At 40.5% G+C, this 23661-nt stretch carries 19 protein-coding genes; 13 read left to right on the top strand and 6 right to left on the bottom strand.

All coding sequences use genetic code 11. From position 1 onward, the window contains the following. Nucleotides 1–124: 124 nt before the first annotated feature. The 3 genes from NZ848_RS15205 to NZ848_RS15195 all read left to right on the top strand — a co-directional run bounded on the left by NZ848_RS15205 (nt 125) and on the right by NZ848_RS15195 (nt 2788). On the top strand, nt 125–1537 hold the full coding sequence (locus NZ848_RS15205; RefSeq protein WP_259016235.1) for an RNA polymerase sigma factor: 1413 nt from the start codon (nt 125–127) through the stop codon (nt 1535–1537). A 167-nt stretch (nt 1538–1704) separates the two neighbouring features. Continuing rightward, entirely contained in the window at nt 1705–2070 is a 366-nt protein-coding gene (locus NZ848_RS15200; RefSeq protein WP_259016234.1) for a serine hydrolase domain-containing protein, read from the top strand. Beyond that, a complete protein-coding gene (locus tag NZ848_RS15195) occupies nt 2012–2788 on the top strand; it encodes a serine hydrolase domain-containing protein (RefSeq protein WP_259016233.1) in 777 nt (258 codons plus the stop codon). The genes NZ848_RS15200 and NZ848_RS15195 overlap by 59 nt, the downstream gene beginning before the upstream one ends. A 26-nt stretch (nt 2789–2814) precedes the next feature. Here the strand turns inward: NZ848_RS15195 and NZ848_RS15190 are convergent, their stop codons facing one another. Together NZ848_RS15190 and NZ848_RS15185 are read right to left on the bottom strand one after the other, a co-directional pair. Beyond that, nucleotides 2815–4020 (bottom strand): AIR synthase related protein, encoded by a 1206-nt coding sequence (locus NZ848_RS15190; protein ID WP_259016231.1) that lies wholly within the window; start codon nt 4018–4020, stop codon nt 2815–2817. 71 nt (nt 4021–4091) lie between these two features. Further along, complete coding sequence (locus tag NZ848_RS15185; protein ID WP_259016230.1) at nt 4092–4877, bottom strand: cyanophycinase; 786 nt, start codon at nt 4875–4877, stop codon at nt 4092–4094. A 66-nt stretch (nt 4878–4943) separates the two neighbouring features. Between NZ848_RS15185 and NZ848_RS15180 the strand changes: the two genes are divergently transcribed. Continuing rightward, nucleotides 4944–6020, top strand: a complete 1077-nt coding sequence (locus NZ848_RS15180) for a glycoside hydrolase family 130 protein (protein WP_259016229.1) — start codon at nt 4944–4946, stop codon at nt 6018–6020. Nucleotides 6021–6182: 162 nt separating this feature from the next. Here the strand turns inward: NZ848_RS15180 and argH are convergent, their stop codons facing one another. Beyond that, nucleotides 6183–7535, bottom strand: coding sequence for an argininosuccinate lyase (gene argH, locus NZ848_RS15175; RefSeq protein WP_259016228.1), 1353 nt, complete (start codon nt 7533–7535; stop codon nt 6183–6185). A 175-nt stretch (nt 7536–7710) separates the two neighbouring features. Here argH and NZ848_RS15170 point away from each other — a divergent pair, with 175 nt between their 5' ends. Next, nucleotides 7711–8631, top strand: coding sequence for an RluA family pseudouridine synthase (locus NZ848_RS15170; RefSeq protein WP_259016227.1), 921 nt, complete (start codon nt 7711–7713; stop codon nt 8629–8631). Here the strand turns inward: NZ848_RS15170 and NZ848_RS15165 are convergent, their stop codons facing one another. Then, on the bottom strand, nt 8632–8949 hold the full coding sequence (locus NZ848_RS15165) for a DUF4286 family protein (protein WP_259016226.1): 318 nt from the start codon (nt 8947–8949) through the stop codon (nt 8632–8634). A 140-nt stretch (nt 8950–9089) separates the two neighbouring features. Between NZ848_RS15165 and NZ848_RS15160 the strand changes: the two genes are divergently transcribed. From NZ848_RS15160 to NZ848_RS15125, 8 genes are all read left to right on the top strand, one after another. After that, nucleotides 9090–11567: a YfhO family protein gene (locus NZ848_RS15160; RefSeq protein WP_259016224.1), complete on the top strand. Its 2478-nt coding sequence runs from the start codon at nt 9090–9092 to the stop codon at nt 11565–11567. A 42-nt stretch (nt 11568–11609) separates the two neighbouring features. After that, entirely contained in the window at nt 11610–12602 is a 993-nt protein-coding gene (locus NZ848_RS15155) for a glycosyltransferase family 2 protein (protein WP_259016222.1), read from the top strand. Nucleotides 12603–12621: 19 nt separating this feature from the next. Then, on the top strand, nt 12622–13338 hold the full coding sequence (locus NZ848_RS15150; protein ID WP_259016220.1) for an FkbM family methyltransferase: 717 nt from the start codon (nt 12622–12624) through the stop codon (nt 13336–13338). Between the two features lie 216 nt (nt 13339–13554). After that, the gene (locus tag NZ848_RS15145; RefSeq protein WP_390890886.1) at nt 13555–14595 is read left to right on the top strand and encodes an agmatine deiminase family protein; all 1041 of its coding nucleotides are present in this window, start codon (nt 13555–13557) and stop codon (nt 14593–14595) included. Next, nucleotides 14596–14940, top strand: coding sequence for a n-acetylglutamate synthase (locus NZ848_RS15140; RefSeq protein WP_259016217.1), 345 nt, complete (start codon nt 14596–14598; stop codon nt 14938–14940). It abuts the gene before it with no gap. Between the two features lie 195 nt (nt 14941–15135). After that, entirely contained in the window at nt 15136–17520 is a 2385-nt protein-coding gene (locus NZ848_RS15135; protein ID WP_259016215.1) for a peptidylprolyl isomerase, read from the top strand. 43 nt (nt 17521–17563) lie between these two features. After that, nucleotides 17564–18901 carry a peptidylprolyl isomerase gene (locus NZ848_RS15130; RefSeq protein ID WP_253533961.1) on the top strand — a complete coding sequence of 446 codons (1338 nt, stop codon included), beginning with the start codon at nt 17564–17566 and terminating at the stop codon, nt 18899–18901. A gap of 30 nt (nt 18902–18931) precedes the next feature. Beyond that, nucleotides 18932–19903 carry an AAA family ATPase gene (locus tag NZ848_RS15125; RefSeq protein WP_259016213.1) on the top strand — a complete coding sequence of 324 codons (972 nt, stop codon included), beginning with the start codon at nt 18932–18934 and terminating at the stop codon, nt 19901–19903. A 55-nt stretch (nt 19904–19958) separates the two neighbouring features. Here NZ848_RS15125 and NZ848_RS15120 read toward each other — a convergent pair whose 3' ends face one another. Further along, entirely contained in the window at nt 19959–20714 is a 756-nt protein-coding gene (locus NZ848_RS15120; RefSeq protein WP_259016211.1) for a GLPGLI family protein, read from the bottom strand. A gap of 35 nt (nt 20715–20749) precedes the next feature. Next, entirely contained in the window at nt 20750–23566 is a 2817-nt protein-coding gene (locus NZ848_RS15115; protein ID WP_259016209.1) for a TonB-dependent receptor, read from the bottom strand. Between the last annotated feature and the right edge of the window lie 95 nt (nt 23567–23661).

Raw genomic sequence — 23661 nt, 5'->3', positions numbered from 1 at the left:
TTGTATGGGGCTGTTTAGAATATTTCTGGTAAGACTGATTATTCAGTTCTAGCCGTAAAAAAAATATACTATCAAACTGCCACCTTTTAAGCTTTGTGCATCATAGCAAAAATAAACTCATGACATGACCAAATTGATGCAGAATTTCTGGGAAACGGCTTATAAACAAAACATCGGCAAAATGTTGGGTATTTGCTATAGGTATGTGCGAGACAAACAGGTGGCAGAAGACCTTGCGCATGATGCCTTTCTGAATGCCATTGACAAAGTTTCGGGTTTTGAGGGCAGAGGACATTTTGATGCCTGGCTCAGAAAGATAGTAGTCAATGAGGCTTTGAAATATCTGAGAGACCAGAAGCAAAAGGAAGCACATAATGAGTGGCTGCAATATGAAAGTGAAATGCTGGCTACAGAAGATGAAACATTGGCCGCAGATTTTACGCACGAAGAACTAATGGCAGCCAGTAGCCAATTGCCTGAATACCACAAATTGGTATTTAATCTTTACGTGATTGATAAATTCAGTCATGCCGAAATAGCGCAGGAGTTAGGTATAAGCGAAGGCACATCTAAATCTCACCTTGCCAGAGCAAGAAAGAAAATCAGAGCTTTATTACTGGAGAAAGAGAACAAGAAACGGGCTGTTCTTCCTTTATTCATACCTCTTTTACTATGGAATATTGACGGTATTTACCGAAAGGCATTCCGCAATTTTGAGATAAAGCCTGATAGGTTATTAAAAATTGATGCGGATTATTTATCAATACCTACGTTTAACCCTTCTTCTGTTGTTTCAAGCAGTTTCATCAGTTCCGGAGCCGTTATCGGTGGTGTGGCGGTTAGTCTGACATTAATCGTAGTTTTCTCAAGGCAAGAGCCTGATTTGGAGATTCAGAAAGAAATAAGCTCGAACACCATACCTGTTAAGTTGACGCAATACGTAGTAACCCAACCTGACAATTATGAACCTATTACTATTGACGACCAGAATATAAGTAATACTAAAAATTCTGACACTACAAGTGCAACCATTTCTGATAATGCCATCATAACTGATGAAAACAATATAAACAATACAGAAATGAAAAGACTAAGCACAGTAGGAGCCTTGCTGATGGCAGGTGCCAGTATGGGATTCGATTCTTCAAAGAATCTGACGGCTAATTTAAGTTCACGTTTCAAATTACCCGACGTTCAGTTTCAGGCAAAAAAAGATGGGTTTGTATTAAATAGAAAAGAAGGAGAGGGGACTTTCAATGCATCAAAGATAGTCTGGTCGTCAAAGAACCATTATGTTTACATGAAGGGGATTAATATGAGAGCAAAGTTTGAAAAAGACAACTTTAATGCAACCGGTACGGTGTCTTTTTTAGGAGAAGTATACTATTTACTGATTGATGGGCAGGAAGCCCAATTGGATAAAGATATAAAGCTTTCAGATAACCAATATTCTGTAAAATCATTAAGCATTAAAGAGTCCATACAGAAATACGGCGACAAGGGGAAAAACGGTGCTGTTGAAATAGTTAAACTTTAATAATGACTCAATTCAGCTAGTTTTTTTTAATCTAAATATTCAATATGAATCTCCGACTTTCTTCCTTTACTATACACTGCATAAGGCTGTGCGTAATCATATGTTTTTTGGGTCAATCGAATGGCTTCTCTCAAGGAAGCCATTTAGATAGCTCAATCCGTAATTTTATGGCTGCAAAACAAATTCCCGGTTTTGCAGCCTGCAAGGTGCAAAACGATAGGATTGTCTGGACAAAGGCTTTCGGATTAGCCTCTATTGAGAAGAAAATCCCGATAAGTATAGATGGAATAATGAACATAGGTTCCATTTCAAAAACCTTTACTGCCACGGCAATTATGCAACTGTGGGAAAAAGGCAAAATAGACCTGTACGCAGATGTAAATGATTACTTAGATTTTGCTATCAGAAATCCCGCATTCCCTGATAAACCCATAACTGTTTTTCAGTTATTAACACACACCTCATCTATAATTGATGGAGAAGCATATCATCATAAGTTATGCCTGCGGAGACCCAACCGTTACACTTTATGATTGGATATTTGACAACCTCAATAAAAGCGGTAAATATTTTGGTAATGGAAGTAATTTTCATGCTTTCGCTCCTGGAGAGAAAGAAAGATATTCGAATGTAGGTTTTGGGCTTTTAGGCCTTATTGTAGAAAAGGTTTCCAAGCAACCCTTTTATATCTATTGCAGAAATTTCATTTTTAAACCATTAGGAATGAACAAAACCGGATGGTTTTTAAGTGAAGTAAATACGGATAAGCATATCACTCCTTATGCTTTTGTAACCAAAGAGAATAGAAATGACCTGCTGAAGGATAAAAAATTGTTTGCACCCCAATCTACATTTGAAATAAATAGTTTTGCTGCGCATTGCCTGTATAGCTTCCCTAATTATCCGGACGGACTTGTCAGAACCAGTGTAAGAGAATTGTCTTATTTTCTAAGAGCTATGATAAATGGTGGGACACTCAATGGTGTGAAAATTCTAAACCAGGCCACCTTGACCAAAATGCTTACCTTACAAATTGAAGGAAATAATCATAGAGGCTTATGCTGGGAGAAGTCTGAGTTTAAAACGGCTGAAAAGACTATATCATTATGGGGGCAAACAGGGGGTGACCCAGGTATTACTACCTATCTTTTATTTGACCCAATCGAAAAAATGGGTATAATAACATTTCAGAATAATGCCACCGATGGCACAAGCTACATTGCCAGAAAAATATATATTGAAGCAAAGTAAAAACTAAACCACGACTATTTCTCTTCTCAATAAACAAACTCCCCAAACTCACTCTTGATTGTTACCCGTTTGGTATCAAAAGGTTCTACCCGGCCAATTATCTGTGCATCAATATTGAATGATTGGGCAATTTCTATAATTCGTTGTGCATATTGTTCAGGCAGATATACTTCTAAGCGGTGCCCCATGTTAAAGACTTTGTACATTTCCTGCCAGCTGGTGCCACTTTGCTCGTGTATCAGTTTAAATAAAGGAGGAATAGGGAAGAGATTATCTTTAATTACATGTAGTTGGTCTATAAAGTGAAGCACTTTGGTTTGCGCGCCACCGCTGCAATGCACCATGCCGTGTATGTAAGGACGAAGCTCATCCAGAAAAACTTTGGCAACCGGCGCATAGGTACGGGTAGGAGATAGAATCAGCTTGCCTACATCAGGCAGCGCGTCTAATGTTTCTTTATCCTGAGTTGAATTGAAAGATTCTGTGGCTGTAGCATCCGTAAGCGATTTTTCGCCACTGTAAACCAGCGAGAAATCAATATCTCCATCAAAACTTTCAGGATATTTCTCGGCATAAATCTTACCTAATACATCATGTCGGGCTGAAGTAAGTCCATTACTGCCCATGCCACCGTTATATTGTTTCTCATAAGTGGCCTGTCCGAAAGACGCTAAACCAACTATTACATCGCCGGCTGCAATTCTATCGTTCGATATCACGTCTTCGCGTTTCATGCGGGCTATCAGCGTACTGTTAACGGCAATGGTTCTTACCAGGTCTCCTACGTCGGCAGTTTCACCACCTGTGCTGTATATTTCAATACCGTGGCTGCGGAGCATTTCCAGGCATTCTTCGGTTCCGTTTATTATTTCAGCAATTACTTCACCCGGAATTTTATTTTTATTTCTATCAATGCTCGATGAAATTAACATTGGCCCTACAGACCCTACACAAAGCAGGTCGTCGGTGTTCATAACAATAGAGTCTTGCGCAATACCTCTCCATACCGATAAGTCGCCTGTTTCTTTCCAGTATAAATAAGCAAGAGAGGTTTTGGTACCTGCGCCATCGGCATGCATAATGTTACAATAGGCGGGGTCTGCTCCCAGCGTATCCGGAGAAATTTTACAGAATGCCTTCGGGAATAAACCCTTGTCAAGCTTTTCAATAGCCTTATGAACATCTTCTTTAGCGGCAGAAACACCGCGCTGCATATAACGGTCGGTACTCATCAGATAATTGATTTTTGCTGCAAAGGTAAGAAAAATGTGTTTTGTGCGATGAAATAAATCAGCTCATCAACCTACTTTATACGTTTTCTTTTTTGTAGGTCATATTTTTCTCCTTTTTCCAGTATCAAGAATTTCATCTCGTTCCGTTTTTTCAAGGCTTCAAAAATCATAACCTGGCTTTCGCCCAATACTTCGGCCGTGCTATTGTTTTCAATATACAAGGCTGTGTTTTCATCAATACCTACGCCTAGTTGTTCGGGGTTTTTAAAAATCAGACCTATGAGGCGGTTTTGTCTCTGGCGTTTTATAAAATGTTGGTCTACAATTACGTCAGGCAGCAAACCTAAACCTTTTTTTACTTCAACTTTTGTGCCGTCAATTACCTTAAAGTCGCCCTCGCCTGTAATCATAATTGGGGTCATAATGGCTGTTCCGGCACTGGTTCCACCAAATATTACCCCCTTTTTATAATAGGCGTGCATGGCATTAAAAAGTTCTTCGTCTTGCAGAACATCCATGATTCTGTTCTGGTCGCCGCCTGTAAAAAATATACCCTTTGCCGATTTCAACTGACCCAGTAAGATGGCTTTACTTGCAGCAGTAAGCGGAGCAAAAGGCGCTTTCTCTACTTTTATTTTCGACAACCCCTCCACATCTTTTGCAAAAGCCTTGTAGCTTTCTTCGGGTTCACCACCAGCCCAGGTTATAACCAGAATTTCTCCGGTTTCGCCACCGCTGCGGTCAATAAATTTGGCCATAACATCGGTGGTGCGTTTACCACCGCCAACTATCAGTAGTTTTTCCTGAGCCAATGCAGGCACACTGCCCAATATAAAAAGAAAGAGTAAACGTATCATTTTGTTTTAGATAGAATGTATATATTTGAAATGAAACCTAATGTAAAAAACTGAAAATGCAAATCTATGAAAAAATATCTCCTTATTCTGGCCCTGTTTGCAGTAGCCTGCAAAAACAAAACTGAGCAAGACTGGCAATTAACACCATTTGTAAAGCAGGATGCCGAAAACCCGGTTTTATTACCCAACGATACAACTACTTTTGATGACCCCATTCTGAAAAGGACCATTAACTGGGAAGCCAAAGATGTCTATAATCCATCGGCCGTGGTTCGAGACGGCAAGGTGTATTTGTTGTACAGGGCAGAAGACACCCTGAAAGTTGTTGACGGTACCTCCCGGCTCGGTCTGGCCATCAGTGACGATGGTATTCATTTTAAGCGCCAACCCAAGCCTGTGTTTTATCCGGCAGAAGACTTTATGAAAAAATATGAGTATCCGGGAGGGTGCGAAGACCCAAGGCTGGTAGAAACTGAAGACGGGAAGTACATTCTTACTTATACTGCCTACGATGGAAAAACAGCCAGGCTTTGTGTGGCGTCATCGCCAGACTTACAAAACTGGAAAAAAGAAGGGCTGGCTTTTAAAGATGCCAGGTATGAAAACCTGTGGTCGAAATCTGGTGCCATCATTACAGAAAAAGTGAAAGACAAATTTGTGGCAAAAAAAATAAACGGTAAATACTGGATGTATTTTGGCGATACCAATTTGTTTTTGGCCTCTTCTGATAACCTGACCGACTGGAAGATACTGGAAGATGAAACCGGAAAACCTAAGCCAATTGTAAAACCGCGCGACGATAACTTTGATAGCTGGCTGGTTGAGTCGGGGCCTCCGGCTTTTATAACAGATAAAGGCATATTGCTGATTTATAACAGCGCTAACAAGGGGTTTCAGAATAAGGCAACCAATACCAAAAATGCGTATAGAGCAGGGCAAGTGTTATTGGATAAAAACGACCCGACCAAGATTATTGACCGCTCAGAAACGTTTTTCTTTGAGCCTGATAAACCTTATGAGCTAACAGGGCAGGTAAATAATGTGGTTTTTGTAGAAGGGCTTGTTAATTTTAAAGACAGGTGGTTTCTGTACTATGGCACGGCAGATTCTAAAATTGCAGTAGCGGTTTGCGATAAAAAGTAAACCAGCTGAAAAACCAGGAGGAGTAATTCCGGTTCCGGATTACTCCTCCTTGGTTTATGATATCAGTACTCTGGTTAATCTACTGTTTGTAAGCAAATAAATACACGGGTTGATTGAACGAAGTTATATTTATGTCTGGCAGGCGCCTCTGATAAGCGTTTATCAGACTTTCCAATTTAATAATTTATCAAGTGCTGTGTCAATTTTCTCGAACTCAAAGCTTTTAATAACTTCATCCATCATTCTCACAATATCTTCATTGCAAAGGTTGCCAATGCTGCCCTCCAATGTATGGTTCAGCTCGCGGGTAGCTTCATAAGTACCACCAAATACTTCATCTTTAACCTTAAGATAAGCATCTCTGAACGGCAGACCTTGCATAACCAGATCATTCACTCTTTCAACCGAGAAAATCGGGTCATATTTTTTATCGGCCAGTAAATCAGGCTTTACCTCAATATTTGCCAGCATCATGGCTGCAATATCCAGGCATTCGGTAACCTGGTCAAAAGCCGGCATCAAAATCTCTTTAAGAATCTGCATGTCGCGATGATACCCGCTAGGCAGGTTGCTGGTAACAAACGCCAGTTCGGTAGGTAAGCCTTTCAGGCGGTTAGTTTTGGCTCTTAGCAGTTCTGCCACATCGGGGTTCTTTTTATGCGGCATAATGCTGCTGCCGGTTGTAAATGCATCAGGCAGGGTTACAAATCCGAAGTTCTGCGAGTTATACAAACAAACATCCATAGCCATTCTTGAAAGCGTAGTGGCAAGCGATGTTAGTGCCGACAGCGTAACATATTCGGTTTTACCGCGGGTCATTTGTGCATAAACTACATTATAATTGAGGTCGCTAAAACCCAGCAGCTGAGTAGTAAGGGTACGGTTTAGCGGGAAAGAACTTCCATAGCCAGCCCCTGAACCCAAGGGGTTTTTATTAATTACCTTATAGGCGCCCTGAAGTACCTGAACGTCATCTACCAGACTTTCGGCATAGGCGCCAAACCATAGCCCGAAAGACGAAGGCATAGCAATTTGCAAATGCGTATAGCCGGGCAGTAAGTGGTGTTTGTTTAATTCGCTTTGCTCAATCAGTTTCTGAAACACTACCTCTATTTTCTGAACCACCGTACGTACCTGATGGCGCATATACAATTTCAGGTCAACCAATACCTGATCGTTTCTTGAGCGGCCACTATGAATCTTTTTGCCGGTATCGCCCAAAGCCTTTGTCAAAAGCCATTCAACCTGAGAATGCACATCCTCAATGCTATCTTCTATCTGAAACTGATGCTCTTCAATTTTTTTGTAGATTTTACGGCACTCGTCCAGCAAATTAGCCAGCTCTTCGGTGTTCAGCAAACCAATGGTTTCCAGCATAATGCCATGAGCCATAGACCCAAGTACATCAAAACCGGCCAGATACAAGTCCATTTCGCGGTCGTTGCCTACTGTAAAATTTTCAATTACTTTATTATCAGAACTATTGCTGCTGCTTTCTTTCTGCCAGAGTTTCACTATTTCGGAGGTTTGATTACTGCACAAATATAAAATGAAAAAATTGCTTGCTGATGGTTTGTTAAGTTTTTAGGAACAGATAATTGTTAATAACCCAATAATTTGTGGGGTCTGTCGGCAAACCGTTGAATAATATCTACCTTTGCCTTACTGAATGTTTGAATAAGTAATGATTATGCGAGGTAATTTCAAGAAAGGAAACGGACAACAAAAACGGACTGACAATCTCTCAGATACCAGATTTACAGTAAATGAAGATACTGAACTTTTGGTTTTTTTGCTCAGATGCATCAATAAAAGCCGGAATGATGTAAAGGTATTGCTGAGAGACAAACATATATATGTTGAGGGCAAAGCCATAACTCAGTTTAACCATCCATTAAAGGCTGGCCAGATAGTGGAGGTAAAGTGGAAAAAGCCGCCGGAAGAACAACGGCTGAAAGGCTTAACCATAGTTTTTGAAGACCAGTATCTCATAGTGATAGCCAAGCAGGAGGGCGTGCTATCTATTGCCACAGAAAAACAAAAAGACAACACCGCTTACAGCACCCTGAGCGCCTACGTAAAAAAGCAGAATACGGCTAACAGAATATTTGTAGTGCACAGGCTAGACCGCGAGACATCTGGGCTGATGATATTTGCCAAAAGCGAAAAAGTGCAGAAACTTTTACAGGAAGACTGGAACAATAATATTGAAGAGCGTACTTATCTGGCTGTAGCCGAAGGAGCAATTGAGAAAGACGCCGGCACCATTGAATCTTATCTAGTTGAAAGCAAAGCGCTGATAGTCTATTCAACCAACAACCCTGCGGCAGGGCAAAAGGCCGTTACACATTACGAAGTGCTGCAACGAAACAGCAGGTATTCTTTAGTAAAGTTTAATCTGGAAACAGGGCGCAAGAACCAGATTCGTGTGCACGCCCAGGATATGAAACACCCCATTGTGGGCGATGCCAAATATGGCGCCACCACTAACCCCATTAACAGGCTGGGGCTGCACGCCTGGGTACTGGCTTTTAAGCACCCTGTAACAAAAGAAAACCTGCGGTTCGAGACCGAAGTGCCAGGTAAATTCTCAAGGCTTTTCGGGCAATAATCAGGGTGTAACTGTTTCAATTTCTTCAAGCAAAGTGCTGAACTGAAAGGTTTTACCCCTGAAAAAAATATTATGGCGTTCAAGAAGCAGCTCTTTGTGGTTCAGGTCAAAATTCAGGAAGTCTTCCATCGTATTAAAATGAAACTGAAAAGAAAAAGTGCTGCCACCATTATCAATTTCTGTAAGTAGTTTCAGGATGGTCAGGTGGGTTGGTAAATTGGTTTGCATTACGGCCGGAGCGAAATGGGTTTTCATCCATTTCAGCCACTGCTGATGAATGCCTGATTCAACATTAAATGTGATATTAAACAGAAACATTTTGTCTTAATTTTAATCAAAGTATTTGCAAATTTCGGAAAGAAATTTGGTCTTATTCTTACCTAGTTTGATTTTTCTTTGCGTTCTTTGCAATGAAAACCACCATTGAAGATTTAATTTTCATCATATTCCAATACAAGATGTTTAAAAAATTCATCCCTACTATTCTTGCAATTGTTGGCTTTGTTGTGATAAGTTTTTTGTATGCTTCTCCGCTTTTGCAAGGAAAAAGACTTGGCCTGCACGATATCCAGATGGCCTCAGCTGCTGCAAAAGAACTAAACGATTTTCATAAACAAACAGGTGACTGGGGCTGGTGGACCAACTCTATGTTTGGTGGTATGCCCAGCTATATGATAGTAGGGGGGTATCCGAACAGCTGGTCGAGTTGGATAGGCGCCACTTTGCTGGATGTTTTTCCGGTTCCGGCCAATATTTTCATTGCCTTAATGATAGGCTTTTATGTTTTAATGCGTGTATTGAACGTAAACCGATGGCTTAGCTTTTTTGGCGCGGTGGCCTATGCGTTTGGTTCTTATAATATGCTTTTTCTGGAGGCAGGTCATATCTCAAAAAATATAGCTGTTGCATTTGCACCCGGGGTTCTGGCTGGGTTTATTGCGGTTTTCAGAGGCAGGTATTGGCTGGGTGTAGCTATTACCACATTATTTATGGGCTTAGAGATTTATGCCAACCATCCGCAAATAACCTATTACCTGTTTTTCTTACTTGGCTTTTATACTATTTTTGAAACCTTCCTTCATGTTAAAAAAGGCAATTTTTCTGGTTTGTTAAAAGCCTACGGTATCATATTAATTGCCCTTACCATTGGTGTTGGCACCAGAGGTATGTATATCTGGAACACCCTGGTTTATTCAAAAGAAACCACACGTGGCAGGTCAGAGCTCACATTAGGAAATGTAAACGGGTCTTCTGACGGGCTAGACAGAGACTACGCCTTTGGCACCAACTATGCTTTCAGCAAAACCGAAACCCTTACTTTACTGGCGCCTAACTTTGTTGGGGGTTCATCTAACGGTAACCTTGGCACCAGCTCTGAAACCTACAAAATGATGGTAGGTAAAGGCGTTGACCCTGCAACTGCGCAAAACTTTAGTTCAAGCCTTCCGTTGTATTTTGGGCCGCAAGGTTACACTTCAGGGGCAAACTATTCGGGCATTATTGTTTTGTTTTTCTTTATTCTGGCTATGTTTATAGTTAAAGACGGTTTAAAGTATGTGCTGCTAGGCACCTCTGTTATTTATTTGTTTATTGCCTGGGGAGCATATTTTACCGGTTTTAACTTCTTTATGTTTGAGTACTTTCCGTATTTCAACAAGTTCAGAGACAGCAAGATGATTCTTACCTTGCTGCACCTGTGTCTGGTGGCTGGTTCAATGTTAGGTATCAAGCAAATTGTTGATAACAACCTGTCATTTAAAGATATCAAAAAGCCATTAATTTATTCGTTGGGTAGTATAGCCGTATTTATAATTATTGGTTATTCGCTTATTGATTTCCATTCGCCGACTGATGACGGAATGGTGAAGAGCATGGCGCAGGCTAACGGTCAGGAATTTGCCAATTCTTATCTTTCAGCAATCATTGCCGACCGTCAATCGGTAGTTTTAAGTGATATTTTCCGCTCATTTTTTTTATTGGCCGCCGCAGCCGGATTAATCTGGGCGTTTACCACGCAAAAAATAAAAGCCAATGTTTTTGTTATTGTAATAGGCGTGCTGGCTGCTCTTGATTTGATACTGGTAGATAAACGATATGTTAACAACGAAGATTTTAAACCGAAATCGGCAATCATAACACAATCGTACACCCCTTCGCCTGCCGACGAACAGATTTTGCAGGATAAAGACCCTGATTTCAGAGTACTTGACCTGCACACCGACCAGGGCTTCTGGTCTGATGCCCAGATTTCATACTTCCACAAGTCGGTAGGTGGGTATCACGGCGCTAAGCTGAAAAGAATGCAGGAACTATACGAAAATGCCATGATAAAAGATGGCAGACTCAACCTGCCTGTCTTTAATATGCTGAATACGAAGTATTTTATAACTTCAGGCCAGAACGGTGAGCCAGTAGCACAGAGGAATCCGGATGCACTGGGCAACGCATGGTTTGTGAACGAAATAAAGGTTGTGAAAAATGCTGACGAAGAATTGAAATCGGTGGCTAATTTTAATCCTAAAACTGTAGCTTTTGTAGATCAGCGATACAATAGCTACCTGAATGGCCAATCACTGAAACAAGATACAACGGCAACTATCAGGTTAACAGATTATAAGCCCAATGCACTAAGCTATGAGTCAAACTCACCAAGTAATCAGGTGGCGGTTTTCTCTGAGGTTTATTACAGAGGTAACGAAGACTGGAAATCTTATGTTGACGGAGTGGAGACGCCTCATTTCAGGGCTAACTATGTTTTGCGTGCAATGGTTGTACCAGCCGGAAAACATAAAATTGAGTTTAAATTCCAGCCGAAATCAGTGGTTATAGGTACAAAAATAGATTTATTTTCATCAATAATATTCGTACTGTTGGTTGTTGGTGGTCTGGTAATGGAGTTCAGAACAAATTTTTCACCAGACAAATCAAAAAAATAACTGATTGCAGACTTATTGAATAGTAAACAAAAAACCACAGCTATGGCGGTTGTTTCGGTGTTAATGCCTGTTTTTAATGCAGAAAAGTATGTAAAAGAAGCCATTAACAGTATTTTAAATCAAACGCTGAAAGACTTTGAACTGATTATATTGAACGATTCGTCTACTGATAACAGTAAAGATGTTGTTCTTTCAATACAAGATAACCGTATCAGGTACATTGAGAACGAATCTAATCAGGGGTTGGCGTTTTCCAGGAATCGACTGCTCAGAGAAGCCAAAAGTAAGTATATTGCCTGGCTGGATGCCGATGACATTGCTTATTCTACAAGGTTACAGGATGAGGTTGAGTTCTTAAAGGCAAATCCAGGCCATGCGATGGTTTCAGGTTGGGCAAGGCTGATTGATTCAGATGGAAATGCCACTGGTGATTTCATTAAATCGTACATTCCGGACAAGTACCTGGGGACCTTGCTTTTGTTTGTAAACTATTTCGTTCAATCTGGCATGATGTTGAGAAGAGAATATCTGCCAGAGGTACATTACAGACCTGAGTATCCGCCGGCAGAAGATTACGAGCTCTGGGTTCGTATAGCCGCAAGCCATGCTGTTGCTATTTTGCCGAAAATACTGGTAGACTACCGAATTCATGCTACTAATACAAGTTCTACGCAGCAGGAAAGGTCTGAGAGAGGCATAAAAATGAATCATCGCCATCAGTTAAGCGAATTGGGAATTTATGCCACGCAGGAAGAAATAGATTTGCACTATTCTATTGCATTTAAAAAAGCCGAAAGCATTGAATACCTCCGGAAAGCATCGGTGTGGCTTCAACGCATTAAGGCACAAAATAAAATATCCGGTAGGTTTGATGCGACTTCCTTAGAATATATTTTATCTCACAGATGGATAAAAGTATGTACAAGCAACAAAGCATTGGGTATGCAGGCATTAAAGATTTACTTCAAAAGCCCATTGGTAGAATTAAGTTTAAGGAATATTTTTTTGATATTACAATATTGTATAAAAAATTAAGAACATACACCGAAGCCAAATGTATAGCGCTATCTTTAAATTATTGCCACTTTTTGATGCTATTAGGCTGAGTATATTGTTTTTTGTAAGAAGATACATTTTCAAATTCGGTAAAGTGATTTTCTCGCAAACAGGTGAAGAAATCCTGATTCAATGGATATTAAAAGACGTAAAGAATGGCTTTTATTTAGATGTGGGTTGTCATCATCCATATAAGATTTCTAATACTTTTCAGCTATATTTAAAAGGCTGGCATGGCATAGCTATTGATGCAAACCCTGCCCTAATTGCCAAGTGGAAAAGAAAGCGTAAAAATGATATTCCGATTATGGCTGCGGTATCGGACCAGGAAAAGGAAGTAACATTCTATGAATTTAAAGAGAGTGAAGTCAATACAATGGATGAGGGGATGATGAGAGAATGGAAGCAAAAGTTTAATTACAGGAGCGCGAGAAAACTGACAACTCAGACCCTGACATCGGTTTTAGATGCGCACTTACCCAAAGGGCAGAATATTGATTTGATGACCGTTGATGTAGAAGGTAACGATTTCAATGTGATTAAATCAATTGACTTGGCTGTTTATCGCCCTAAGCTAATAGTGGTTGAGATTCATAATACTGATTTATCTGATATTCATGAGAACGAAATTTACAAATACCTTTCAGGTAAGAATTATACGCTGGTAAGTTTTGCAACTATGAATGGCTATTTCCTCGATGCCACGCAGGCTTGATTAGAATAGCCTTTTGATTCAGAATTCTAATATGTATCAGAATCTTAATTGTATAAATGATTAACTTCTTCTAATAGGCAAATTACCTGAATTAATATCCCAAACACCTAACAACACTGGTGTTTGGGTTCTTTTTTATAAATAATAGCCTTAACTTTGCGCTCATTTGAAATTTTCTGTTTCTAATCATCAATTAAAACTGAGAAAATAGTGCTTATTACTCCTAAACAAAAAGGTTTTTTCTTTCCAGCTGAATGGCATCCGCATCGCGCAACATGGTTGAGTTTCCCACAAAGTTCTGATTCCTGGGATTACGGCGAGCGTTTGGAAAGAATTTATCCCTCATACATGGCTTTCATTAAAGCAATTGCTGAAAGTGAGAAAGTATGCATCAATGCCACTAATGAAGAGCAAAAATCATTAATAACGAAATTACTTGAGCAATACGAGATAGACCCCTTGCAGGTTGAGATTCCTGTGCATCCATCAAACGATTCCTGGTGCCGGGATCACGGCCCGGCTTTCCTGATCAACCCCAACTCAAAAGAGCGGATGATAGTAGAATGGGGCTATAATGCCTGGGGCGGAAAGTATCCACCCTATGACGATGACGACCGCATACCGGTTAGAATCGCTGAGTATCTGCGTTTGCCTTATGTAGAGCCGGGTATTATTATGGAAGGTGGGTCTGTTGAATTTAATGGCAAAGGAACCGTTCTTACCAGTAAATCCTGTTTATTGAATCCCAATCGGAATCCACATCTGAATCAACAACAGATTGAACAATATCTGCAGGATTACTACGGAGTTGAACAGATTTTATGGGTAACTGATGGCATAGTAGGAGATGATACAGACGGACACATTGATGATACCACACGTTTTTATAATGAAGACTCGGTGCTGACGGTAGTAGAACATGATAAAACAGATGATAATTACCATCCGTTAAAGCAGAATCTGGAAGACCTCAGTAAAATGACATTGCTGAACGGAAAGTCTTTAAATATTAAAGAGTTACCAATGCCGGATGCTGTATATGACAGCGGCATACGTTTACCGGCATCTTATGCTAATTTCCTGATTACAAACGGTTCTGTTATTGTGCCAACTTACAGATGCAATAAAGACGATGTAGCACTGGATATTATACAATCCTGCTTCCCGGACAGAAAGATAACAGGTATAGATGCCACAGAGATTATCTGGGGGTTGGGTAGTTTTCATTGTTTATCTCAACAAGAGCCTATCGTTTAAATGTTAAATCTTCATAAAAAAACTTTCCGTGCTGTGCGCAATGCTGCCAATGGCGATGTTGACGATGAAACCCTTTTCCACTATAGTCAGGAAGCAGATGTGGTATGGGCTGAGTATGCGGGTGGCGCAGTTGTAAAAGGATTTATTATTGCTAAGATGCTGCAAAACAGTGTTTTAGATATGAGGTACGAGCATTTGAATACAGCAGGCGAGCTAATGACCGGCAAATGCATATCTACACCAGAATTACTGCCCGACGGGCGTATCAGGCTACATGAAAAATGGCAGTGGACAAGCGGGGATTTATCGTCTGGAGAGTCTGTTGTGGAAGAAATAATCGGTTAAACTTCGTAAAAAGCAGATTTTTCCGTTATTTTTGATTTCTTTAAGTTATATAGTTTTATGCGACTTTTTTAAGAGGTGGCAAACCTAAACAAAGTTAGTATTCATCACAATAATTTTTAAACGCTCAGAGTTTAGTTATTGTAAAGCAGTAGCATGTATTTTTCATGTTGCTTTGATGATTGACAAGTGCAATTTATGAAGCCATTTTATAAGATACTTACATATACATTATTGATATCTTCCCAGTTTTCGTGCCAGATTCTGAAAAAGGCACCAACTGATACAGATAAGACATCAAACAACAAGTCGGTTACCAAAAGCCAGTCGGTGCCGGAGCAGGGGGTTCCTGTAGGTCAGGTTAACTCAGAACCAGTGGGGCTAACGGTTGGTAATCAGGAAGTTCGTGTTTCTGAAGTAAAAAGGGAAGTTGAAAAACTGGTAGTTTCAGACTCGGTTACTGTTGAAAAGGCATTAGAACAGGTTATTCAGGATCAGCGTATAATGTTAGAAGCGCAGAGAAGAGGCTACGATAAATCTAAAGAGTTTAATGAAGAATTGCAGACCTACCACAATATTCTGGCAGATGCTTACCTGACAGATAGCGTAACAATTAAGGCTTTATTGAAAGAAACCTATGACTGGCTGCTACAGGAAGTGAGTGGGGGGCATATAATGTTACAGCTACCAGAGTTTGCAAGCCCGGCTGATACTGCTGCGGTATATAGCCGTTTGGTTGATATACGCCGTAGAGCCGTAGAAGGAGAAAGTTTTGAGGTATTGGCCAATCAGTTTTCTGACGATAAAAAGACAAGTATTAAAGGAGGTGACCTGGGCTGGTTTACTGCATTGCAACTTGTGTATCCGCTTGAAAAAGCCGCCTTTACTATACCGGTAGGCCAAATATCAATGCCGGTAAGAACCAAAGCCGGGTATCATCTGGTAAAAGTACGCGAGCGCAGACCAAACAGCGGAAAAGTTCTGGTGCAGCATATTTTAAAAGTAGTGCCGCCCAACGCAGCAGATTCAGTAGCTTTGAGAGCCAAAACAGAGATAGACTCATTGTATGCCGCTTTAAAACAGGGAACTGTTTTTGAGGCGCTTTGCGAAAAACATTCTGACGATTACCGGACCAGGAATAATGGTGGTTTACTGCCTGTTTTTGGTATTGGTACCAGAGAAGAAACGGCGTTTGAAGAAGCCGCTTTTGCGCTAAAAGAAGGTGAGATTTCAAAGCCTGTACGAACTTCAGCAGGCTGGCATATTATCAGGCTGGCAAGAAAATTACCGCTGGAGTCTTACGAAGAATTACTGCCTAAATTGAAAGAAAAGGTTGTTACAGATTCAAGAGGAGATCTGGTAAGAGATAATGCACTGAGCAGATTGAAACGAGATATGCACTTTGCTGAAAATGATGAAACCGTTAAAGGTGCCATTGCCACAGCAGATACTAACCTCTTTAAGCGCCGTTGGGGGTACTCGCTGAGCAGCCCGCTTGCTGCAAGTACCATTTTTACCATTAATAGTAACGAAATAAAAGCCAAAGCATTTTTTGATTATGTAATGGAGAGGCAATTGGTTGAAAGAGTGCCGTCTGGCTATACTCCCGAAATCTGGATGCGAAACTTTTATAAAAAGTTTGTTGATAAAAATGTAAAAGAGTATGCCCAATTGCATCTGGAAGAGGTTAATCCTGATTTCAAATCAATGATGCAGGAATACAGCGCGGGTTTCTTGAAGGTGCAGTTGTTGAATGACCTTGTTTTTGAAAAATCTGTTGCCGATACGCTGGGTCAACGTGCGTTTTATGAGAAGAACAAAGAAAAATACAGAATGCCAGAGCGTATTCAGGGTAGTCTGGTTGTAGCCAAAGACGCCAGAACGCTTGAGCAGGTAAAGGAAATTTTTGCTAAGGGTGTTCCGTATCCGCTTAACAGCACCATGAGAACCCCACTTTATTACGATAAGTATGCCAGTGAGCTAACCGCCGAACATAAAAAAATACTGGCCAGCCTTCTGGAAATAATGCGAGCCAACAAAGGGTATATAGTTGAAATAGGCGGTTACGCAGATCATAACGAAAACAATAGCAATTCGGCAGAAAGAATTGAGAAAGTAAAGAGCTTTCTGATAGCAAACGGTTTGCCAATAGAAAGAATAATTGAAAACGACTATGTAAAAACAAAACCTGCCGACCGTTTTGACTGGACAAAAAACCAGCGCGTAACGTTTATTTTCTTTAGCAACTCTAAAAAAGATGTAGAAAAAAGATTCAATAGAAAAGATAACGAGGCTGTTTCAATTGAAGAAGGGTATTTTAAAAAGGGTGACAATATTTTTGTTGATGGATTTAAATGGGAGCCGGGAAGCCGTTCAATGACTAAAAATGGTAGTTTTGTAGAACTGAATATAGAAAGGATTGAACCGGCAAGGTATAAAACATTGCGTGAGGCTCGCGGACAGGTCTTGGCTGATTATCAGAAGCAACTGGAGGTCCAGCTAAACAAGGAGCTGGAGCAGCGATATCCGGTTAAGATAAATAAAGAAGAATTAGAAAAGGTAATTGATAACCGAAAACAATAAGTTATAGTACTGCAACGATAGAAAATAACAGACTCCCAATTTTATGCTTAAGAAATTAGTTTTATTCATTTGCCTTCCCTTTATGGCTCTTGCACAGGAAAGCAAGCCAATTAATATTGACCGTATAATTGCCAAAGTAGATAACTATATTGTACTTCGTTCTGAGGTAGAACAACTCTACCTCCGCTCAACGCAGCAACAACAGCCTATTACCAAATGCCAGGCGCTTGAAAGCCTGGTTGTAAACAAACTGTTGGTTGCTAAAGCAGAGATTGACTCAGTGGTGGTTGATGATAAAATGGTTGATGACCAGCTTACTGCCCGTATGCAACAAATGATTCAGCTTTATGGTAACGAAAAAAATATTGTTGACCAGTTTGGTAAATCACTTGAAACATTAAAAAACGAGGTACGGTCGCAGGTAAGAGAGCAGCTTACGGCGCAGAAAATGCAGGGCGAAATAACCAAGAATCTGAAAGTTACCCCGAATGAGGTAAAGAAATTCTTTAATCAGATTCCGAAAGACAGTATTCCGGAGGTGCCGACTGAGGTGCAGATTGGGCACATTGTGCGACTGGCCAAGGTAACTAAAGCGCAGAAAGGAGAGCTGTCTGAACGCCTGCTTGATTATAAACGAAGGATATTGGCAGGCGAAAAATTTGAAGACCTTGCCAAAGAATATTCAGAAGACCCTGGTTCTCGCCAGTATGGTGGTGACTTGGGATGGTCAAAAAGAGGGCAGATGGTGCCGCAGTTTGAGGCAGTTGCCATGAAGCTGAAGCCCAACGAAATGTCTGATGTGGTTGAATCTGACTTTGGCCTTCACCTGATTCAGACACTTGAAATCCGCGGTCAGGAGTTCCATGCACGTCATATTTTATTACGCCCTGATTACAACCGTCTGGACTTGTCGGAGCCAACCAGATTTCTGGATAGCCTGAGAAGAGAAATTGTTCGCGACAGTATTACATTCGAGAAGGCCGCCAAAGAGTTTTCAGAAGACAAGCAAACGCAAGATGCCGGTGGCATGATTTCTGACCCGCAAACAGGCGCTTCAAAACTGGCATTAGACCAATCAATGGACCCAACATTGTATTTTACCATCGACAGCATGAAGGTAGGCTCTATTACACCTCCTATGCCGTATAGAAGTGAAGATGGCAAAACCGGTTCAAGAATTATATATTATAAGGCCAAGTATGCTCCGCACATAGCCAGTTTAAAGGATGATTTTGAAAAAATAAAAGATTTTGCCCTGATGGATAAGCGAAGCAAGGAAATAGATGTTTGGTTTAAAAAGGCAATCGCTGATGTGTACATAAAAATCGACCCGGAATTTGAATCCTGCAATATATTCGGGCAGGCCAAAGTCGGAAACTAGAAAAGATTTTCTTATCCATACCTTATATTAATGAGCAAAGTTCAATTTAATTCAGATGTTGAAGCAGCCGATGCCCTGAAAGCTTCTTTTAATGATTTAAGAAGCGAAATCGGACAAATAATTGTAGGTCAGGATGACACAGTAAGATTATTGTTAACTGCTATTTTTTGCCAGGGGCATTGCCTGCTGGTGGGGGTGCCGGGTCTGGCAAAAACATTGTTGATTCAGACAATTGCTTCTGCACTTGATTTAGACTTTAACAGGATTCAGTTTACGCCAGACCTTATGCCTTCTGACATTGTAGGTTCAGAAACACTGGACAACGAACGCAATTTCAGATTTATTAAAGGGCCGGTATTTGCCAATATTATTCTGGCAGATGAAATAAACCGTACGCCTCCAAAAACGCAGTCTGCACTATTAGAGGCCATGCAGGAATACGCAGTTACAGTTGCCGGACATAAACACAGCATCGGCCGACCGTTTTTTGTATTGGCCACCCAAAACCCAATTGAACAAGAAGGAACATACCCGCTTCCTGAAGCTCAGCTGGACCGCTTCATGTTTATGGTGCATTTAGACTACCCATCTTATAAACAAGAGCTAGACATTGTAAAGAGTACTACTTCTGATACAAAAAAGACAGTTAAGAAGATATTAACGGGAGAACAGATACTTTATTTCCAGCATTTGGTTCGCAGGGTTCCAGTGGCTGACAACGTGGTTGAATACGCTGTTGGCCTTGTACATAAAACACGCCCCAATTCTGAACTGGCCATTGCCGATACCAATAAATATCTCGAGTGGGGCGCTGGCCCGCGTGCATCTCAGAACCTGATACTGGCTGCCAAATGCAATGCGCTGATTAATGGCAAGTATTCGCCTGATATTGAAGATGTAAAAGCAGTGGCGATTCCGGTTTTAAGGCATCGGGTAGTAAGAAACTTCAAGGCTGAGGCAGAAGGGGTTTCGGTGCAAGATATAATCAAGCGGATGTTGTAATATTCAGGCATAAAAAAAGAGAGAAGCGGCCGCTTCTCTCTTTTTTTATGCTTTGTCAGTACTTTATTGCCCAGTACGGATTCCTGTATGATTTTATACTATCTTTAATATGATTGGCTATAAGGCGGTCAAAATCTACATCTTTAATCTTTTTACCTTTCAGCTTCGGTAATTTCAGTTCGTCGGTAAGTTTCTTAAACTGAACAGAGCTGGCAGTAATTATTACGTCGCCATCGTTTATTTCCAGTTCCATAATCAAGCCGGGCAGGCCATAATATCTTTCCGGGCCAGCCGAAATCGGGATATCTCCCGTGAACCACGCAGTTATTTTCTGATGTTTAACGGTGTCTTCGGTAACGGCTTTCATACAGATATAACCTGCTACATCCTTTATCTGGTTTAGTACTTTCCAGTTAGGTGCCTTTAAAGAATCTTCAACAACATAAGTTTTACCCATCATTTCTATCAGCTCAATTTTCTTTTCTTTCTCAAAATTGCGATAAATGTAGTAATCCTCTGTTCTGGAAGACCACCCATATTCGCTGGCTTCCTCCACATTGGTTAACAGACTTTCATTGGCATTAAAGGCAAGCTTGGTTTTTGATTTCCAGCCATCATCATTCTTACCCCAGGTTTGTTTCACGCGGTCTTTTTCTTCATTTGAAAGATACGTGAGCTGTCCGATAATTTTCGTCCAGAATTCCTGGCGTTCATATATAACTACACCCTCAGTTTTTTGAGAAAAGCCAAGTAACGGACTTAACAGCGCAAAAAACACTAAGCTGAACCGGAATTTTAAAATAGCTTTCATAAGTATATTTTTTAATAGTAATTAACTAGTTTAAATTAGAACCAACCCTGGCGGCGCATCTTTGCGCTTACACCTCTCATATTATAAGTAAAGCTTAGCATAAAGTATCTCGACAACGTCTGGGTTTGTTCCTGAGAAACGAAGTTCTGAGAAGCATATTGGTTAATACCTATGTTTTTCTTTAGCAGGTCATAGCCAGATACGCGTATTTCAGCCTTTTTAGCCTTACCAACAATTTTATAAAACGATGCATACAGAATCGGGATATGCTGGTTGAAGCCAAAACGGTCGTTTTTATAAATGCGATAGTTAAGGTTTGAACTGAAATAAACACCAGCAGGCAAAGCAATATTCATTTCTCCACCCAGCGTATGGTTAAAAATCTGCTGGTTCTGGGTATCATTAATTGAATACTTGGTATTGGTAATACCAAAATTACCGTTTGCATATAAGGTGAATTTATCACTTGGCGTCAGGTCAAGTCTGAAACCTATGTTATAGTTGTTATTGGTGGTAGTATTAAGCACATTGTTAATGTAAACAAGGTTTTTAGAGATGTTGGTACCACCGCTTAAATTAAGGTTACTTTTGGTCTTTTTAATTGGGAAACCAAAGCCCAGATAAGAACCAATATTTTGCCCGCCCGAAATATTGGTTGGCTTGGCAGTTGTTACCAATGTTACAGGGTCTACTGTCTGGTTATATATTACCTGGTTTATGCGGTAACTATAGTTAACATTAATAAACATATTGGTAAAGCTGGCAGGGTTAAACATGTTATAACCAATATAACCCTGATGCGAACTCATCGGTAATAAATCGGGGTTACCAACGCGCAGGTAAAGAGTATTACTGTTGTCAACAATTGGTTGCAGGTCTGTTATAGATGGTTCAGAAACCTCTTTGCCGTAGTCTGCCCATATATATCGATTGTTTTTAAGGTCAATGCTAATAGTTGAGGCCGGTATCCAGGCAAAAACATCACGGTTGATTTTCTGGAAATTGTTCGCATTTTTGCTGCGGGCAAAATTTCCTGTAAAATGGAACTGTTGCGCAGCCACACCAAATGAAATGTTTACTCCTTTATGATTATACCTTAAGCTTGTTCCGAGCCTGTTATACACAAAATCGTTGTTGTAATAATTGCTCAGCGAGTCAATTCTTATGCCGTCTGTGGTTTGTACATTTCTGTCAACGGCATCGCGGCGCAGGCTGAAGTTATAGAAGGTCTCAGAGAAGAATTTTTTCGATAATGGCTCAACATAAAGCAAACTCGCCTTTACTAAATTACGAGGACTATTGGTGGTATTAAGCTGGTTGATATTTCCCGGTATCAGGCCTTCTGGTGCACCAAATAATTCATTGACCGAGCTCTGGCGGGCCTCGCCATCTGATATGTTATAATTGTAGGTAAGGCTGGCTGCAAAGTTCTTGCCCTTTTTCTTGAACTTATGACGATAAATACCAATCAACGAAATTGCTGTTGAATTGAAATCGTTGAAATTGTTGATATTGGTTTCATTTGATTTCGTTGTGCCATTTCTAAAAAACTCTTGTTTACTGTTAAATTTAGTTGTTCCGTCTCCAATACGGCCATTGCCTATCAGAATTAAAGTATTCAGTGAGTCAATATTCTGCTCATATCTCATGCTAACTCTGTGGTTTCTGCTGATACGGTTCTGATAGCTGTTTTCCTGGCTTTTGAAAGAAACATTATTTTGCAGGAAGTTCTCTCTTTGAGATTTCTTAGATACCAGTTGCTGTGTTTGGCTATAATAATAATTTGAGCTGAATTTGGTTTTCTTGGTGTCAAAGTTATAGTTGGCACCACCGGCATAATTTTCTGAAAAGCCCTGGAAATTACGACCACCAACCGGTATGCTGATACTTTCTTCGGTGTCGTTATCATAGAAGTAATACACACCGCTACTGAAGCCGAAGTCGGCGGCGTCTCCCCAGTTATTGGCCTGGCTTCCTCTGAAATCCTGAAAATCATCTCTTGATATACCCGTCTGGTTAACATTGTTTCCAAGGCCCAGTACCGAAAACTGTTGTTTGGTATCAAATCGGTTATAATTACCTCTCAGCTCGGCACGTTCATTGGTACCTGCACCGGCAATTATTTTACCAAACCCACCTTTCTTAAAGTCTTCTTTCAGTTCCAGATTTACAGTCTTTTCTTTTTTTCCATCATCTACGCCTGTTGCTTTGGCCTGCTCAGATTTATCATTAAAAATCTGAACTTTGGTAATTGCATCTGCCGGAAGGTTTTTGGTGGCAGCTTTGGGGTCATTACCAAAAAAGTTTTTGCCATCAACCGTTACTTTTTTAACATCCTGCCCTTGTGCTTTGATGTTGCCGTCCTGGTCAATCTGTACTCCGGGGAGTTTCCTTAACAGATCCTCAACGGATGACCCCGGCGGCACCTTAAATGAGGCCGCATTGTACTCAATGGTGTCACCTTTAATATTCAGGGGTGCCCGGGCTGTTCTTACAACCACCTCCATCAGTTCTTTGGCAATGGGTTTAAGTTTCAGGTTACCCAGGTCATTCACGGCGCCTTCTACGGGCTTTACATCAATCTGAAAGGGGATATATCCCACAAAAGAGATTTTCAAAACATAATTGGCCTTTTTTACGTTTTTAAATTCAAATGCACCGTTTTCATCGGTTCGTCCGAAATTGACAAGCGTAGAATCTTTGGGCTGCAAGAGCATAACAGTGGCAAAGGGCATTGCTGCATTTCCTGAGTCAATCGCTACGCCTTTGATAGTGAATTTTGCCGGATTTTGGGCAAATAAGAGGTTACAAGCCAGCAGGAGAGCTGCCAGCAGAGGTAATTGCTTTTTCATAAATTGTTTAGTAAAGGATAGTTCCCGTTTTAAATAACTAATTGCTTAGTTCATAATGGTGCGAAGATATACATAATTTTAAAGCTAATAAAGAT

The organism is Emticicia fluvialis (assembly GCF_024793945.1).
In the GTDB taxonomy this organism is placed as follows: domain Bacteria; phylum Bacteroidota; class Bacteroidia; order Cytophagales; family Spirosomataceae; genus Emticicia; species Emticicia fluvialis.
The sequence above is the reverse complement of the archived record's forward strand: the minus strand, read 5'-3'. Positions and strand labels throughout refer to the sequence as shown.